Here is a 14,912-nt window from a genome sequence, read left to right as displayed (position 1 = left end):
CTTCCCGGCGCGCTCAGGCGGCGCCTGCGATGCGCCGCGAATCGATGGCTTCCAGCATGGCCTCGACCCGGCTGTTGAGGATCTCGTCCTTGTAGAAGCTTTCGTCGGTCACATCGCCTTCGAACATGGATGTGGGGATGCCCAGTTCCCTGTGCGCGGTTTCCGCGATCAGGAATTGCGGATTGGTGAAGGCCCGGCAGGTGCGCGAGGCGTGGATCACCATGCCATCGACCTCGAACTTGCGGCAAAGGTCCATGATCAGCTTGATCAGGATGGGCGAGGAATGGTTGTTGGGACAGATCAGGAAATTCTGCGCCATGCCCCGCACGGGCGCGTTCGGGTCGATCAGGTTCGGTTCCTGCCAGAACGCCATGTGCGTATAGCGGCCGGCAATCACGGCGGCGTCGTAGTTGGCGAACTTGTTGGCAAGCCAGCCGACCTTGTTCCAGTTCATGATGCCGTCGAAGAACAGGCGGTATCTTTCGTCGGGAACGGCGCCTTCGCCGCTGGCGACACGGGCCTTGACCTCGGCCAGCACGGTCTCGAAGTAATCCTTGACCCCGGCGACCGGCAGGTTGTTGATCGGCGCGATCGACACGACCCAGTCGAAGAAGCTGGCGGGCGCGGGCTGCGCGGTGCACAGATCCATGGCCTCGAGCCGCAGTTCCGAGGCGCGCTTGATGTCCGCCATCAGTTCGTAAAGCCGGTCCCAGGGATAGGGCTTGCCGGTCTGCTTCTCGATGAAGGCGATCATCTCGTGCAACTGGCGCGTCACGTAATCCGACGTTTCCTCCCATTCCTGCCCTTGCAGGTAACCTGAATCGGGCTTGGAGCCCCAGATCCAGGGGATCGACACGTTGAAGATCGGGACCTTCTTGCCGAAGATGCGGCTGGTCATCTCGTCCCATTGCTGCCCGGTCGAGCAATAGGCATAGGCCGAGATGATCATGTCGGGCGCCGGCAGCTTCCATGTCAGGTCGTCGTCATCGGGCGCGGCGCCCGCGCCGTCCCCCCGCAGGCGCTGGTTGGAAACGGCACAGCCCAGGTGCGTGCGCGCATAGGAACACAACTCGCGCATGTAGCCGCGTTCTTCGGCGACCTGCTGCGCCTTCGCTTCCTGATGGCGGGCGGCCAGCATGGCGGAATAGGCCTCGCCGTGCACCCAGCAGATGCCGGCGGCTTCCAGGAAGGGATTGATGGCCGATCCCTCGTACCAGCAGATCAGCTTGCCTTCTTCCTTGGCCCGCCAGACCATTTCCCAGTAATCGTTCACCAGCTTTCCCGCGATGCGGGTGGATTGCAGCTTGTTGGCCTTCTTGCCCGTTGCGTGCTGGACGGCGATGTTCATGGCGCTTCTCCTGTTGGGCGGCTCACGCGAGGGCGGCTTCGCGGCGCTTGACGATTTCGACAAAGGTTTCGACACGGGTCTTGAGGCTTTCCAGTGCCATGCCCTCGTGCTCGGTCTCGATCAGCAGATGCGGCATGTCGGCCTTCTCGAAGGCCTCCTTCACCTCGGGGTAATAATACATGTGCGGTTCGCAGAACTTGGCCATCAGCACGATCATGCCGTCGGCGCGTTCCTCGCGCATGGCCTTCAGCAGGAAGGCGTCCCAATCGACATTGTTCTGCACGCGGGTGGGGCAGGGGACGCCGGTGTTGCGATCCATGTACCAGCGGGCAAGCGCCGCGATCGGGTCGCCTTCCTCGGGCACGTCGGTCGAGATGTAGCGGAATCCGTGGAACAGGTCGTCGCCCACCACGGTGACGCCGCATTCCTCGATCATCGCCAGCAGTTCGGGCTTGGGGGCCTGGCAGAAATGGCCCGACAGGTGCAGGCGCAACCCGCGCGACGGGGCGGCCGTGCCGTTCTCGAACCCGGCGACCAGTTTCTCGGCCAGGGCGGTATGCTCGGCCTTGTCCATGATCATCGAGGACTTGACGATGTGCTGCATCTCGACCGAGGTCAGCGGCGCGGTCCCCTCCTTGCGCATCTCGTACAGCCGGCGCAGCAGCCTGCGGTTGCTGTTGAACAGCCGCGTGGATTCGCGAATGACGGCGTCCTCGACCGGGCGGCCAAGAAACTCCTCAAGCTCCTGGCGCAGCTTGGCGAAGCTTTCCTCGGACCGGCCCTGGGTCCAGGGGTCGTTCATCGAGGAAATCAGCTGGAAGAAGATCACCCGCGTTCCCGGCAGCTTCATCCGGATCGCATCGGCCATCCCCAGAAGCTGGACGCAGTGGTCCCCGAACATGATCGCGTCAAGCACCTCGAACCGCCCGCGCGCCGCCTGGTCAACCATCGACCGCGTGTATCCGCAGTAAAAGGGGAACAGCACGCCGTGGCCCACGGTGATGGCCTCGTCGCTTTCCTGAAGGATCATCGGCAGGGCGCCGGCGGCATGGGCCAGTTCGCCGGGGAAGTTCATCGGGAAAGACCCGATCACCTGCCTGCCGGTCCGCGCCTTCCACGCCTTCGCATAGCCAAGCGGATCCTGGGCGGCCTCCGCAAATCTGCCGATGATGTCCTGCCTGTCCAAGAACGCCTCCCCTGGCTGCGGCGGCAAGCCGCTTCGCTGGAAGTAAGTATAACTCACCTGATCTCGGAATCAACGCAAATAGTACGCTAGCTCTTGTGTTGGCCGGGGCGCCCCCGTAAGATCATGCAAGCAAACGCTGAATTGTTCAGGGAATTGGCCGTTGCGGAACGCGGCCCGTCGCGGGCGGTTTGGTAATACGGACTCAATAGGGGGAATCATGGGGCCGCTTGCCGGGGTGCGAATCGTCGAAATGTCGAACATCGGGCCGGCGCCGTTCTGCGCCATGCTGCTTGCCGACCTGGGGGCCGAGGTGATCAGCGTGCAGCGCCTGGCCGCCGGTGACCTGGGGTTCGCGATCGATCCCCGCTTCGATCTTCTCAACCGCTCGAAACGCGCGGTGGGGGTTGATCTCAAGGCGCCCGAGGGCGTGGCGCTGGTGCGCGACCTTGTGGCCCGGGCCGATCTTCTGATCGAAGGGTTCCGCCCGGGGGTCATGGAACGCCTTGGCCTGGGACCTGAAGTCTGTTCGCAGATCAATCCGAAGCTTGTCTACGGGCGCCTTACCGGCTGGGGCCAGACCGGGCCGATGGCCCGGATGGCCGGGCACGACATCAACTACATCTCCATGACCGGCGCCCTGGCCGCCATCGGGCCGAAGGACGGCGCCCCGGCCATTCCGCTGAACCTGGTCGGGGATTTCGCGGGCGGATCGCTGTATCTCGCCATGGGCCTGCTGGCGGCGCTGACCGAGGCGCGGGCATCGGGAACCGGGCAGGTGGTGGACGCGGCGATGGTGGACGGGGTGGCCAGCCTGATGGCCATGCACATGGGCTATCGGCAGGCGGATTTCTGGTCGCTGGAGCGCGGCACCAACGCGGTGGACGGCGGCGCGCCCTGGTACGCGGCCTACGAGACGAAGGACGGCAAGTGGATGGCGGTCGGCGCGGTGGAAAAGCGGTTCTACGCGGAATTCATCGCGCGGCTCGGCCTTGGGGCCGCGGACCTGCCCGGCCAGAATGACCGCGCGAGGTGGGATGACCTGCGCGCGTCGATTGCCGCACGGTTCATGGAAAGGACCCGCGACGAATGGGTGGCCGTGTTCGATGGCAGCGACGCCTGCGTGACGCCCGTGCTGGACATGGACGAGGCGCGCGACCATCCCGCGGCCGTGGCGCGCGAAACCTACCTGACCATGGACGGCGTGGTCGAGCCTGCCCCCGCCCCGCGCTTCAGCCGGACCCCGGGACGGATCCAAGGTCCGCCGCCGGATCCGCAGGTCACGACCGCGCCGGCGCTGGCGGACTGGGGCATCGACGCGGACCGGATCGCCGGCCTGCGCACTGCCGGGATCATCGCAGGGGCGGGCTGAGCCTCATGTCCCGCCGAGGGATTTTTCCATCCGCAGCGCGATCCGTTCAAGCCGGTTGACCGTGCTCGAAAGCGGATCGTCCGGCGGGGAGCCGGTCACGATCCCCCGCATCACGACCTCGGTGATGCCCGCGGCCGAGGCATCGACCGAGAAGTTGCCCTCGCCCCTCAGATAGGCCCAGGTCTGGTGCTCGATCGCGCCGAAGATCATGTCCCGTATCAACCGGATGTCGAGTTCGGGGCGGAAGGCGCCGGACAACTGGCCTTCCTGCACGATCCTCATGACGCGTTCGACGATGATGCGGTTCTGGTCATAGACCGCCATCTTGCGATAGCCCGGATCGGCGCGCAGTTCCATCAGCACCAGCCGGGTCAGCGCCGGTTCCCGCCGGACGATGGACAAGGACCACCAGATCGCATGATACAGCTTTTCGGCAATCGGCCCGTCGGTGCGCGCGGGGTAATCCTCGGCCAGGAACTCCTCGAACCAGCTTTCGGCGACCTGCAGCAGCAGATCGCGGCGTGTCGGGAAATACTTGTAGATGGTGCCTTCCGAGGTGCCGCAGCGTTCGGCCACCTCGGCGGTGGTGAACTGCTCGGAGCCGCGGTCGCGCAGGACATCGCGCGCCGCCCGCAGGATCGCCGCCATCCTCTGGTCGCGCGGCAGGCGGCGAGAGGCCGGTTTGGTCGTGATTGGCCGTGCCATGTCGATAAGCGCCCGTTTTCCGTAAGCGCCTTCCTTGCACGATTCAGCCGCGCCTGTCCAATCCCCTGAAACCTGCCTGGGGGCGGGGGCCGACAGCCCGTGGTTCAGCGCCATGGCAGACCGACGGTTCAGGCAAAAAGCTCTCCCACGGTGCTGCCTGCGGGTGCGTCGTGCCGGGTGATCCTGTAGATCGCGCTGGACCGGAAGACCGGCCGGTCCCCGACCGAGGCCATGGTCTGCTGGAACAGGACGCTGCGCGTGCGGTGCAGCAGTTGCGTGTCTCCGACCAGCCAGTCCCCCAGCACCACCGGCGACAGGAAGTCGATGGAAAGCTGGATCGTCGGCATCAGCGTGTATCGCAGATCCTTGCTGTCCCGCTGGCTGACATAGATCTGAAGATCGGCAAAGGACGCGATGATGCCGCCATGCATCGTTCCATGCGGGTTCAGGTGCCTGCGCCCCGCCCGCATCCCGAGGCGCAGCCGCCCCTTCTCGACCAGGCCATAGACCGGTCCCAGCCACAGGTTGAACCCGTCGCCGGTCGAGAGCATCTCGTAACCCTCGGGCGGGTCGTCCGGGATGTCGTTCCTCAGCAGATCGACGGCCTTGTCTCGGAACATGGTTTTCTCCTTGTGCATGGCGCATGGCGGCAGGTCGTCCGGGCCGGGGGCGTCGCCCGATCGGAAAACCCGCCCGCGGGACCCGTCCGGCCCGTCAGAACAGCAGACGGGGAAGAAACAGGCTGATTGCCGGAAAGACGGCCAGGATGAAGATGCGGACGATGTTGGCCATGGCGAAGGGAACGATGCCCCTGATGATCGTGGTCAGCGGCACCTCGCGCGCGATGGAGCGGACCACGAACAGGTTGACCCCCACCGGCGGCGCGATCATGCCCAGTTCGCACAGCACCACCACCAGCACGCCGAACCAGACCGGATCATAGCCAAGCCCGATCACGATCGGAAAGAACAGCGGCACGGTCAGCAGGATCATCGACAACTCCTCCATCAGCGCGCCCAGCACGATGTAGATGGCGCAGATCAGCAGCACCACGCCCACCGGCGGCAGGCCGGAATTGTTGACAAGGGCCAGCAGCCCGTCATGCGCGCCGGTATAGTTCAGGAATTCGGTGAAGACCGAGGCCCCGATCAGCATGGCGATCAGCATGGCCGAGGTCAGCGCCGAATCGGCCAGGATGTCGTGGAGCGTCCTCCAGGTCAGCCGCCCCATCGACCAGGCCAGCAGGAAGGCACCGAAGGCGCCGATGCCCGATGCCTCGGCCGCGGTGAAGAACCCGCCGTAGATCCCGCCGATCACCAGCACGAACAGCGCGCAGATCGGCCAGATGCGCTTGAGGGACTCGATTTTCTCGCCGCGCCCTGCGCGTTCGGCCACGGGGGCGCTTTCGGGCCGCCGCCATACCGACCACTGCACCGCCAGCACATAGCCCAGCATTCCCAACAGGCCCGGGATGAAGCCCGCGACGTAAAGCATCCCGATATGGGTCTCGGTCAGGATGCCATAGATCACCAGGATGATCGAAGGCGGGATGATGATCCCCAAGGTCGCCCCCGCCGCGACCGAGGCGGTGCTCAGCCGGTCGGCATAACGGTATTTCCGCATCGACGGCAGCGCCACCTTGCCGATGGTCACGACCGTCGCCACGCTTGATCCGCAGACGGCGGCGAAACCGCCGCAGGACATCACCGTGGCCGTCGCCAGCCCGCCCCGCCGGTGCCCGAACCAGGCCTGCGCGGCGCGGTACAGGTCGCCCGAGATCCCGGCCCCCGCCACCAGGTTGCCCATCAGTATGAACAGCGGAATGACCACCAGGCCATAGGACATCGTGCTTTCCCGCGCCATCAGCGCCAGCATCGACCCCGCCTGGTTCCAGCCGATGATATGGCCGAAGCCGACATAGCCGGTGACCCCCAGGGCCAGGGCGATGGGCACCCGCAGGAAGATCAGCAGAAGAGAGGCGATGAATCCGGTACCGGCAAGCAACATGACGGGGTCCGCCTTCTGGTTTCAGAGAATGCTGTTGCGTGGGTCGTGCGCCTTGGGCCGCGCCCGAAGCACTTGGGGCAGGCCGCGCAGCGGCAGCAGAAAGCAAAGCGCCCCGAACCCTGCCAGAACCGCCACGATGTAAAGCACCGGAGCGACCCTGATCCCCAGGCTGGCCGTCACGTCGTGATAGCGCGCCGAGCGTTCGGCCATCAGCCACATCCGCCAGGCGATCAGCGCGAAGAATGCGCTGCCCAACGCCGCCGTCAGCACCAGTTGCAACGCGTCGAGAATCCGGCTCTGGAACATGTCCGCGATGTCGGCGACGATATGGCGCTGCTGCACGGCGACGATCGGAAACAGCAGGAAGCTCAGCAGGACCAGGCCGATTTCGGTCAGTTCGGTGGCGCCGCGGACCGGGTGGTTCAGGATGTTGCGCCCGACCACGTCGAACAGCGTCAGCATCATCAGCGCAAAGATCAGCACGGCCCCGGCCATGACCACGAGCCTTTGGAAAAATCCCATTTTCCCTCCCTGGTTCCTGATCCCCGGCGCTGTCCCGTCCCGGCGGGAAACCCATCAGGCCCGGGCAGACAGGAAAAACTTACCAAGCATATTGTCAGCCAGCGAATCTTAACCGTCAAGAAATTTCCCCTGGGCAGGGGCGGCCGACCGGGCGACAGGCGCATGGTCCTGCCTTGCCGTCCCTTGGCCGAGAGGGCCGGGTGACCGGCGGCAAAGCCCTTCACAAGCCCGAGGTCCAGGAACCCCCGGGACAAGAAAGCCCCGCGCAAGGCGGGGCTTTCGGGTTTACATCTGGCACTCGGCCGAGGGGGGCGGCATGTAGTCCTTGGCAGGGATGATCGTCCTGATCTCGTAATCGACCGCCTTGCCGCTGTCGGGGGCGCCTGCCACCACCTCGGCAAAGATATAGGGGCGGGTCAGCTGGTGATCCTCGGCCCGCATCTCCAGCGGCCCGACGGGGCTGTCGATCACCAGCCCTTCCAGCGCCTTGGACACCTCGGACGCGTCCTCGGTGCCGGCCTTGTTCATGGCCTGCGCCAAGGCGATCATCGAGGTGTACATGTCGAAGGCGACATCGTCCGGCTCGTGCCCGGCGATCTTCGAGAACGCGTCCGAGAACTTGCGCGCCCCGTCGCCCTCGACCTGCGGGATATAGCTGACGTTCTGGATGACGCCGATGGCGGCTTCGCCCATGGCGGGCAACACGGCCGGAATGGCGAAGTTGTTGCCCAGCACCATCTCGTACTTGTCAAGCAGGCCGAATTGCTGCTGCTGCTTGGCGAAGGTCACGCCATCCGCGCCATAGATGATCGCCAGAAGGCCCTTGGCCGGTTCCTGGTTCAGCTGCGTGATATAGGTGCCGAAGTCGGAATTGGGCACGGGGGTGAAAAGCTGCTTCCTGACCTCGCCGCCCAGTTCCTGCACGTCCTTGGCAAAGGAATCGGCATTGTCGTGACCCGAGGTGGTGTCGCCCGCGATGATGTCCCACGATTCCATCGGATGCTGCGCCAGGAAGGCCTTGTAGCTGGCCCCCAGCATCGCGGTGGACGCCTTGACCCGGAAGTAGTTCTGGTTGCAGCGCGTGCCCGCCGCCGAAAGGGGGTCGATGATGATCGTGTCCAGCGCCGTCGCACGGCCCGCGATAGCCAGCGCGACTGCGGTGGGGATCATGCCGGTGATCGCTGCGACCTTGTCGTTCTTGACCAGGCGCGTTGCGGTCTGCAAGGCAGCCTCGGGCGCGCCGGAATAGGTCATCGAGACCACCTCGACCGGGCGGCCGTTGATGCCGCCGGCTTCGTTGATCTCGGCCACCGCCGTTTCCAGCCCGGCCGTCGAATACTGATAAAAGGCGGCCAGCGGCCCGCTGTCGATCATCAGCGCGCCGATCTTGACCGTTTCCTGCGCCCCGGCCAGTCCGGCTGTCGCTGAAAGCGCGGCCGCCGATAGGGCGACAATTGCAAGTTTCATTCCATTCTCCTCCTCTGGAACATCGTCATGATCAACGGGTCTGCCTTTCAGGCCCGCGCGATGGGTGCCTCATCAGGGATGCAGGGGGCTTTCCCCGACCCCTCCGCTTCCACGGATCACGCCTCCCTCAGGTTTGCATAGCCGCCCCGGATCACCGTCGCGTGGCGGTCGGGGACACCGGCCTCGAACAGGACCTGGTGCCCTTGGGTCCACAGGCTGACGACCAGGCGGTCGCCGCCGAACACCGGCGCGGCGAAGCGGGCGCCGATGCGGGCCAGGCGCGCGCCGTCGCCATCCGCCGCCGCCAGCAGCACGGCCTGGCAGCAAAAGCCGAAGGTGGACAGGCCGTGCAGGATCGGGCGGTCGAACCCCGCCTGCCGTGCCGCGTCGGGATCGACATGGATCGCCATCAGGTCGCCGGACAGCCGATAGATCAGTGGGGTGGCCGGGTCGATGTCGAAGACGAGTTGCCGGTCCGGTTCCCGGTCGGGCATGGCCGCCAGCGCCGCCAGGTCCACCCGGCCCTGGCCGGGCGGGGGACCGCCGAAACCGCCATTGGCCCGCGCGAACTCGATTCGGCGAAGTTCGGCCAGCAGTTGCCCGTCGGCAGTCTCGATCCGGCGATCCATCACCAGCAGCGCGCCCCGGTCCGGTCCCAGGTCGAAGACCTCGCTGAAGCGGGTGTCGCTGCGAATATCGCCCGAGACCGGCAAGGGGCGGTGCAGGACCAGATGTTCCTCTCCGTGCAGCAATCCGCTTGTCGTCAGGCCCAGCCGGGGGTCGCCGCTCCAGTCGGTGTTTTCGCCCAGGGTCGTGGCAAAGGTGGGCGACACCCGAAGGTCCCTTTCATAGACATGGCGCAGCAGGACGGGATCCATCGGGTCGCGGCCGAAGCCGGTGCCCAGGGCATAAAGGATGCAGTCCTTGGGACCATAACCCTGCTGTCCCCGGGGGAAGGCATGGTCCAGGATGTCGGGATAGCGGATCGTCATGCGTCATCCATTGCGCCTGCCACGAGCAGGGGAGTAGGGCAGTTGCTTTGCTAGCGTATCGTATTATAATTCATCACCCTGTCAATCGCCCGGTTCGCACGGGCAGGGGCTTCACAGCGAACGGGAAATCAGTTCGCGCATGATCTCGGACGTGCCGCCATAGATGCGGTGGATGCGCGCATCGGCATACATGCGGCAGATGTCGTATTCGCGCATGAAGCCATAGCCGCCATGCAGTTGCAGGCACTGATCCACGATCCGGCCCTGCATCTCGGTCAGCCACAGCTTGGCCATCGAGGCCTCGGCCGCGCCCAGCTGCTCATCGACATGCCGCACGATGCATTGATCGGCAAAGGCCCAGCCGATCGTCAGCTCGGTCTTCATGTCGGCCAGCTTGTGACGGTTGACCTGGAAATCGCCGATGGACTTGCCAAAGGCCTTGCGCTCGAACGCGTAGGCCAGGGTGATATCATAGGCGCGTTGCGCCGCCGCCAGCGCGGTGACGCCGATGATCAGGCGTTCTTGCGGCAGTTCCGACATCAGCATGTTCATGCCGCGGCCTTCAGCGCCCAGCCGGTTCCCGACAGGCACCCGCACGTCGTCGAAATAGATCTCGGACGTGTCGGCCGAAAGCTGGCCCAGCTTGTCCAGGTTGCGGCCGCGGCGAAAGCCCTCGCGGCCGGTTTCCACCACGATCAGGCTCATCGAGCCGGACCCGCGTTCGGCACTGGTGCGCGCGACGGTGATCACCAGGTCGCAATGCTGGCCGTTCGAGATGAAGGTCTTTTGCCCGTTGATCACATAGTCGTCGCCGTCGCGGACCGCGGTGGTGCGGATGCCCTGCAGGTCCGATCCGGTGCCCGGCTCGGTCATGGCGATGGCGCAGACGATCGAGCCGTCCACCATGCCCGGCAACCAGCGGGCCTTCTGTTCCGGGGTGCCGTGCTTGAGAAGATAGCCCAGGCACACATCCGAATGGACCGAGATGTCCGCGGCAGGCCCGGCAAACCCGGAATAGGCCATTTCCTCGCAGACGATCATGTTCATGCGGAAGTCGGCGCCGATGCCGCCATATTCCTCGGGAACGGTGGGGCAGAGCAGGCCGGCCGCGCCCGCCTTCGACCAGAATTCGCGCGCAACGATGCCGGTCTCCTCCCAGGCGGCGAAGTTCGGGGCAACCTCGGCCGCGACAAAGCGGCGCACGGTGTCCCGCAACTGCTGGTGTTCCTCGTCATAGACCGCGCGATCAGGCAGCATGTCTCTTACTCCTCCACGTTTCCGCAATTAGTATCATAGCATACCATATAGTTCCTTACCTGAAAGGGCTATCTGGTTGTCCTGCCGATGCCTGGGGTCGGGCCGTTCCGTTCCCGCCCGCCATGCCCGACGGCCAAGGGGCGCTGCGGGTCAATACTGGATCGCGGCGCGGCCGATGCGGCTGCGCGCGATGATCTGCTTCATCACGCCCGCCGTGCCGTCGCCGATCTGCAGGCCCAGCACGTCGCGCATTCTCTGCTGGTGGGCGCTGTCGGTCACATAGCCGTAATGCCCTTCCGTCAGAAGCGCCTGATGGATCGCCTCGAAGGCGACCTTCGGACCCAGCCATTTGCACATCGCGGCTTCCGCCGTGTGGTCCTTGCCGGCTTCGCGCAGTTGCAGGGTATGCCAGGCAAGCTGGCGCGCCGCCGCGACATGGGTGTCCTGATCCGCCAGCGGTCCCGACACGTTCTGGAACTGGCCGATGGGCCGCCCGAAGGCCTCGCGCGTGCGGGCATAGGCCCATGCCTCGTCCAGCGAGGCCTGCGCGGCCCCGCAGCATTGCAGGGCGATCAGGGCGCGGGAATAGTCGAACCCCTGCATGACCTGCGAAAAGCCGCAACCCTCGTCGCCCAGCATGAATTCGGCGGGCACGGCGACATCGTCGAAGAACACCGATCCGCGCCCGATCTGTCGGCACCCGACATCGTCAAGGCGGGTGGTGGAAATGCCCGCCACCCCTTCCGGGACAAAGAAGGCCGAGATCCCCCGCGCGCCGCTGTCCGCCGGGCCGGTGCGGGCAAAGACCAGGTGGATGTCGGCCTCGGTCGCGAAGGTGATCGAGGTCTTTTCGCCGGTCAGCACATAGTCCGAGCCGCGCTTGCGGGCGCGCAGCTGGATGTTGGCCGCATCCGACCCGCCCCGGGGTTCGGTCAGGCAGATCGACATGATCTTTTCCCCACGGACCATCTGCGGCACCCATTCCTCGACGATGGGCCTGGGCGCGTGGCGCAGCAGGATCGCGGCATTCAGCGACACGTTCACCGGCACCTGGCTGATCGAAAAATCGCCATAGCCGAGGCACTCGGCCACCAGCCCCACCATGATCGATTCGGCGCCCAGTCCGCCAAGGTCCTCGGGAAGATCGGATCCCAGAAAGCCCATCCTGCCCAGCTCGCGGATCAGGTCCCGGTCCAGCCCGCCGCGCTTTTCGCGGGCCAGATAGCCCGGCTGCAGCACCTCGCGCGCGAATCGCATGGCCGTTTCGCGAACGGCGTCCTGTTCTTCGGAAAAGAGCATCGTCGGATCCTTGATGAAGCCGCGATCCTGATGAACCGCGGACACGGGCGTTCGTTCGGCCCGACATCGGGCACCAGTTGATATTACACATGCGTATCATATGGTAAGCCATGTGTCTATTCGCTCTGGTAGCGCAACATATGCTTGGGTATTATCGTTTGCATGATCGTTGGCTTCATGATTTCGGGGCCGGACGCGGATGACAGCGCATTGGATGAACGAAAGGTTTGCTATGGACATCAAGAAGGCGGTCGTCATCGACAAGACCGGTCGCACCAACAATGACCTGCGGATCGGCTATTTCGTGCACGACGTATCGCGTCTGCGACGCACCCTGTTCGACCAGAAGATGAAGCCGCTGGGGGTGACGCGGTCGCAATGGTGGGTGCTGGCGCAACTTGGCAGGTCGGAAAAGACCTTGGGCGAACAGGGCATGTTGCAGACCGAGCTTGCGAATGTCCTGGACGTGGGCAAGGTCACCGTGGGCGGGCTGATCGACCGGCTGGAGGCCGGGGGATTCGTGCGCCGCATGCCCTGCCCGAACGACCGGCGCGCCAAGCGGGTCGTGGTGACCGAGGCGGGCCGTGCCACGCTTCGGCAGATGCAAAGCGTCAGCCAGGAACTGAACGCCATGATCCTCAAGGATATTCCCCAGGACTCCATCCGCCTGGCGGAAGAGGTCCTGGCGATGATGAAGGCCAACATCATGCAGGAACTGCACGGAACCAACGGGCAAGAGGACGAGCTGATCGGCGACGATCTTTAGCGGCATCCGCCTTGGCGCCTTTAAATCGCAGCCCTGTGACATGCACGTGACGGAAATGGAGGCTTCATGTCCGATCCGGAGCTTTTGACGGAAATCTCGGCCGAGGGTTGGGCCATCCTGCGTTTGAACCGGCCCGAGCGGCTCAACACCCTGACCGTTTCCCTTCGCGCGGCTTTCATCGCCGAAGTGGCCCGGCTCGAGGCGGACCCGGCGGTCCGGGCCTTGATCCTGACCGGGAACGGCCGGGCCTTCTCGGCCGGGCTGGAGGTTTCGGAATGGGACAGCGCCGGGGCGGCCGCGGCCGGCGCCTGGCTCCATGATCCGGCGGCGGCCCTGCGGGGCTTCTCGGGTCCGGTGATCGGCGCGATCAACGGGCTGTGCGTGACCGGCGGGCTGGAACTGGCGCTGGCCTGCGATCTGCTGGTCGCGGCACGGGGGTCGCGCTTCGCCGACACGCACAGCCGGGTCGGCCTGTTGCCAGGCTGGGGGGGAAGCGTCCGGCTTGCCAGACGCATAGGGCCGGCGCGCGCCATGGAAATGGCGCTGACCGCGCGTTTCCTGTCCGACGAGGAGGCGCTGGCCTGGGGTCTCGTCAATCATCTCGTGGCACCCGAGGCGCTTTTGCCCACCGCGATCGACCTGGCGCGGCAAAGCCTTGCGGCCCCCCAGGGCGGCGCCGAAGCCTACAAGGCCCTTTTGCGGCAAGGCTGGGCGTTGCCCTTCGAGGAGGCGTTGGCGATGGAACGCGCCACGGCCATGGCCGTCAATTCACGGGTGACGGGTCCCGAAATCCGGGCAAGGATCGCCGCCTTGCGGGGCAGGGGATAGGTTTCCCCCTTCGGGATCAGTCCGCCCGCCGTTCATCGGGCAAGGCGGACCGCGGGCGCTTCAGCCCTGGCCCGCCTGCTTGCGCTGGCGCAGGTAATCCAGATAGGGCGTGGGCCAGTGGGTCTCGAACTGTCCCGATCCGGCGATGCCATCCAGGGTCGCGGCGCAGCCCGCCTCGGTGATCGTGACCGGGTTCCGCCGGGAACTGGGAAAGCGTATTGCCGAGAACGTGTCCAGTTCCAATTCCAGCGGCTGCGCGGCGCCATGGTCGATGCTCATGCGGGCGGATTGCTGCATCATCTCGGCATCGTATTCCGCATGGTCGCGGATCGCGGTGATGGGGCTGACCTTGCCGTCGCGCGCCACATAGCCCGCCACGCCCCGTTCGCCGCCCGCGATCCAGATCCAGCCGTTCATGGTGATCGACCCGTCGGGCGTATAGGCCGCAAGCCATTTCCAGTGCTGCGGCATGGCCCATTCGCGCAGGCCCCAGGAATGGTCGCGATGGCCGATCCGGCCGTCCAGGGACAGGCGCCTTCCGTCGATCTCGATCCAGCCTTGCAGGATCCCGCTTTGCTCGATGCGGTTCGCCGCCATCCATGCGGGCAACCCGTCCGCATTGGCGTGATAGCTGAAGGCCTCGTGCAGCGCGCTGAAGCTGAAGTCGAAACTCAGCCGGGCACCGGCATAGGACAGCGTCGAACGCTGGGCCGCGATGTCCTGGCGCACCGACAGCCCCCCCAGGCTGATGACCGAGAAATCGCAATCGTCGGGAATGCTGCCCGAATGGAAATCGACCACTGCCGGCTCGATCCCCTCGCCCCACAGGCAGATGTTGGCGCCGGCATTCCCGTCATCGGTCGCGAAGAAATAGGTTTGAAGGCAGATCCGTTCCTCGGCGATGCTCACCTGCCAGAACAGCGAATCACGCATCTGCCCGCCGGGCGGGCAGGGGTGGCGCAGATCGTCCTCGGCACGAACCAGGCCGGCAAGGGCGGGATCCAGGCGATGCAGGTAACCGGCTCCGGTCATAGACTGTCTCCATGGAAGAAGACGGCCGGAGCAGTTTCCGGCCGTCATATGATACGCTAGCATACGGTATATGTGGCATCAACCGTTTTGAGCGCCGGAACCCCGTGGGGTTGGCCGGGCGGGCCATGCGCGGC

General features: G+C 65.3%; 14 protein-coding genes. 3 read left to right on the top strand and 11 right to left on the bottom strand.

The window, feature by feature from the left end:
* Window positions 1-13: 13 nt before the first annotated feature.
* A complete protein-coding gene (locus GIY56_RS15265) occupies window positions 14-1,348 on the bottom strand; it encodes a 2-hydroxyacyl-CoA dehydratase subunit D (RefSeq protein WP_154765723.1) in 1,335 nt (444 codons plus the stop codon).
* Between the two features lie 22 nt (window positions 1,349-1,370).
* Window positions 1,371-2,534 (bottom strand): 2-hydroxyacyl-CoA dehydratase subunit D, encoded by a 1,164-nt coding sequence (locus GIY56_RS15260; RefSeq protein WP_230312561.1) that lies wholly within the window; start codon window positions 2,532-2,534, stop codon window positions 1,371-1,373.
* Window positions 2,535-2,751: 217 nt separating this feature from the next.
* Here GIY56_RS15260 and GIY56_RS15255 point away from each other — a divergent pair, with 217 nt between their 5' ends.
* A complete protein-coding gene (locus tag GIY56_RS15255) occupies window positions 2,752-3,903 on the top strand; it encodes a CaiB/BaiF CoA transferase family protein (protein WP_154765722.1) in 1,152 nt (383 codons plus the stop codon).
* 3 nt (window positions 3,904-3,906) lie between these two features.
* Here GIY56_RS15255 and GIY56_RS15250 read toward each other — a convergent pair whose 3' ends face one another.
* The 8 genes from GIY56_RS15250 to GIY56_RS15215 form a co-directional block, all read right to left on the bottom strand.
* Complete coding sequence (locus GIY56_RS15250; RefSeq protein WP_154765721.1) at window positions 3,907-4,608, bottom strand: TetR/AcrR family transcriptional regulator; 702 nt, start codon at window positions 4,606-4,608, stop codon at window positions 3,907-3,909.
* 128 nt (window positions 4,609-4,736) lie between these two features.
* Window positions 4,737-5,228 (bottom strand): PaaI family thioesterase, encoded by a 492-nt coding sequence (locus GIY56_RS15245; protein WP_196053648.1) that lies wholly within the window; start codon window positions 5,226-5,228, stop codon window positions 4,737-4,739.
* A 94-nt stretch (window positions 5,229-5,322) separates the two neighbouring features.
* Window positions 5,323-6,615 (bottom strand): TRAP transporter large permease, encoded by a 1,293-nt coding sequence (locus tag GIY56_RS15240; protein ID WP_154765719.1) that lies wholly within the window; start codon window positions 6,613-6,615, stop codon window positions 5,323-5,325.
* A 21-nt stretch (window positions 6,616-6,636) separates the two neighbouring features.
* Window positions 6,637-7,137: a TRAP transporter small permease gene (locus tag GIY56_RS15235; protein ID WP_154765718.1), complete on the bottom strand. Its 501-nt coding sequence runs from the start codon at window positions 7,135-7,137 to the stop codon at window positions 6,637-6,639.
* A gap of 285 nt (window positions 7,138-7,422) precedes the next feature.
* Window positions 7,423-8,604: an ABC transporter substrate-binding protein gene (locus GIY56_RS15230; RefSeq protein ID WP_154765717.1), complete on the bottom strand. Its 1,182-nt coding sequence runs from the start codon at window positions 8,602-8,604 to the stop codon at window positions 7,423-7,425.
* Window positions 8,605-8,720: 116 nt separating this feature from the next.
* Window positions 8,721-9,596, bottom strand: a complete 876-nt coding sequence (locus GIY56_RS15225; protein ID WP_154765716.1) for a MaoC/PaaZ C-terminal domain-containing protein — start codon at window positions 9,594-9,596, stop codon at window positions 8,721-8,723.
* A gap of 111 nt (window positions 9,597-9,707) precedes the next feature.
* Complete coding sequence (locus GIY56_RS15220; RefSeq protein WP_154765715.1) at window positions 9,708-10,853, bottom strand: acyl-CoA dehydrogenase family protein; 1,146 nt, start codon at window positions 10,851-10,853, stop codon at window positions 9,708-9,710.
* 150 nt (window positions 10,854-11,003) lie between these two features.
* On the bottom strand, window positions 11,004-12,152 hold the full coding sequence (locus GIY56_RS15215) for an acyl-CoA dehydrogenase family protein (RefSeq protein ID WP_154765714.1): 1,149 nt from the start codon (window positions 12,150-12,152) through the stop codon (window positions 11,004-11,006).
* 232 nt (window positions 12,153-12,384) lie between these two features.
* On the opposite strand from GIY56_RS15215, the gene GIY56_RS15210 reads away from it, so the two are divergent.
* Together GIY56_RS15210 and GIY56_RS15205 are read left to right on the top strand one after the other, a co-directional pair.
* A complete protein-coding gene (locus GIY56_RS15210) occupies window positions 12,385-12,918 on the top strand; it encodes a MarR family winged helix-turn-helix transcriptional regulator (protein ID WP_154765713.1) in 534 nt (177 codons plus the stop codon).
* 66 nt (window positions 12,919-12,984) lie between these two features.
* Complete coding sequence (locus GIY56_RS15205) at window positions 12,985-13,746, top strand: enoyl-CoA hydratase-related protein (RefSeq protein WP_154765712.1); 762 nt, start codon at window positions 12,985-12,987, stop codon at window positions 13,744-13,746.
* Between the two features lie 60 nt (window positions 13,747-13,806).
* Here the strand turns inward: GIY56_RS15205 and GIY56_RS15200 are convergent, their stop codons facing one another.
* Window positions 13,807-14,778 (bottom strand): DUF7064 domain-containing protein, encoded by a 972-nt coding sequence (locus GIY56_RS15200; RefSeq protein WP_154765711.1) that lies wholly within the window; start codon window positions 14,776-14,778, stop codon window positions 13,807-13,809.
* Window positions 14,779-14,912 lie beyond the last annotated feature (134 nt).

The sequence above is a fragment of the Paracoccus lichenicola genome, assembly GCF_009708075.1.
In the GTDB taxonomy this organism is placed as follows: domain Bacteria; phylum Pseudomonadota; class Alphaproteobacteria; order Rhodobacterales; family Rhodobacteraceae; genus Paracoccus; species Paracoccus lichenicola.
This window is presented reverse-complemented; position numbering and strand designations above follow the sequence as displayed.

What these genes read in the sequence shown, in the direction of transcription:
- GIY56_RS15265 (WP_154765723.1), bottom strand. Translation starts at nt 1,348, where the DNA reads ATGAACATCGCCGTCCAGCACGCAACGGGCAAGAAGGCCAACAAGCTG.
- GIY56_RS15255 (WP_154765722.1), top strand. Translation starts at nt 2,752, where the DNA reads ATGGGGCCGCTTGCCGGGGTGCGAATCGTCGAAATGTCGAACATCGGG.
- GIY56_RS15250 (WP_154765721.1), bottom strand. Translation starts at nt 4,608, where the DNA reads ATGGCACGGCCAATCACGACCAAACCGGCCTCTCGCCGCCTGCCGCGC.
- GIY56_RS15245 (WP_196053648.1), bottom strand. Translation starts at nt 5,228, where the DNA reads ATGTTCCGAGACAAGGCCGTCGATCTGCTGAGGAACGACATCCCGGAC.
- GIY56_RS15240 (WP_154765719.1), bottom strand. Translation starts at nt 6,615, where the DNA reads ATGTTGCTTGCCGGTACCGGATTCATCGCCTCTCTTCTGCTGATCTTC.
- GIY56_RS15235 (WP_154765718.1), bottom strand. Translation starts at nt 7,137, where the DNA reads ATGGGATTTTTCCAAAGGCTCGTGGTCATGGCCGGGGCCGTGCTGATC.
- GIY56_RS15230 (WP_154765717.1), bottom strand. Translation starts at nt 8,604, where the DNA reads ATGAAACTTGCAATTGTCGCCCTATCGGCGGCCGCGCTTTCAGCGACA.
- GIY56_RS15225 (WP_154765716.1), bottom strand. Translation starts at nt 9,596, where the DNA reads ATGACGATCCGCTATCCCGACATCCTGGACCATGCCTTCCCCCGGGGA.
- GIY56_RS15220 (WP_154765715.1), bottom strand. Translation starts at nt 10,853, where the DNA reads ATGCTGCCTGATCGCGCGGTCTATGACGAGGAACACCAGCAGTTGCGG.
- GIY56_RS15215 (WP_154765714.1), bottom strand. Translation starts at nt 12,152, where the DNA reads ATGCTCTTTTCCGAAGAACAGGACGCCGTTCGCGAAACGGCCATGCGA.
- GIY56_RS15210 (WP_154765713.1), top strand. Translation starts at nt 12,385, where the DNA reads ATGGACATCAAGAAGGCGGTCGTCATCGACAAGACCGGTCGCACCAAC.
- GIY56_RS15205 (WP_154765712.1), top strand. Translation starts at nt 12,985, where the DNA reads ATGTCCGATCCGGAGCTTTTGACGGAAATCTCGGCCGAGGGTTGGGCC.
- GIY56_RS15200 (WP_154765711.1), bottom strand. Translation starts at nt 14,778, where the DNA reads ATGACCGGAGCCGGTTACCTGCATCGCCTGGATCCCGCCCTTGCCGGC.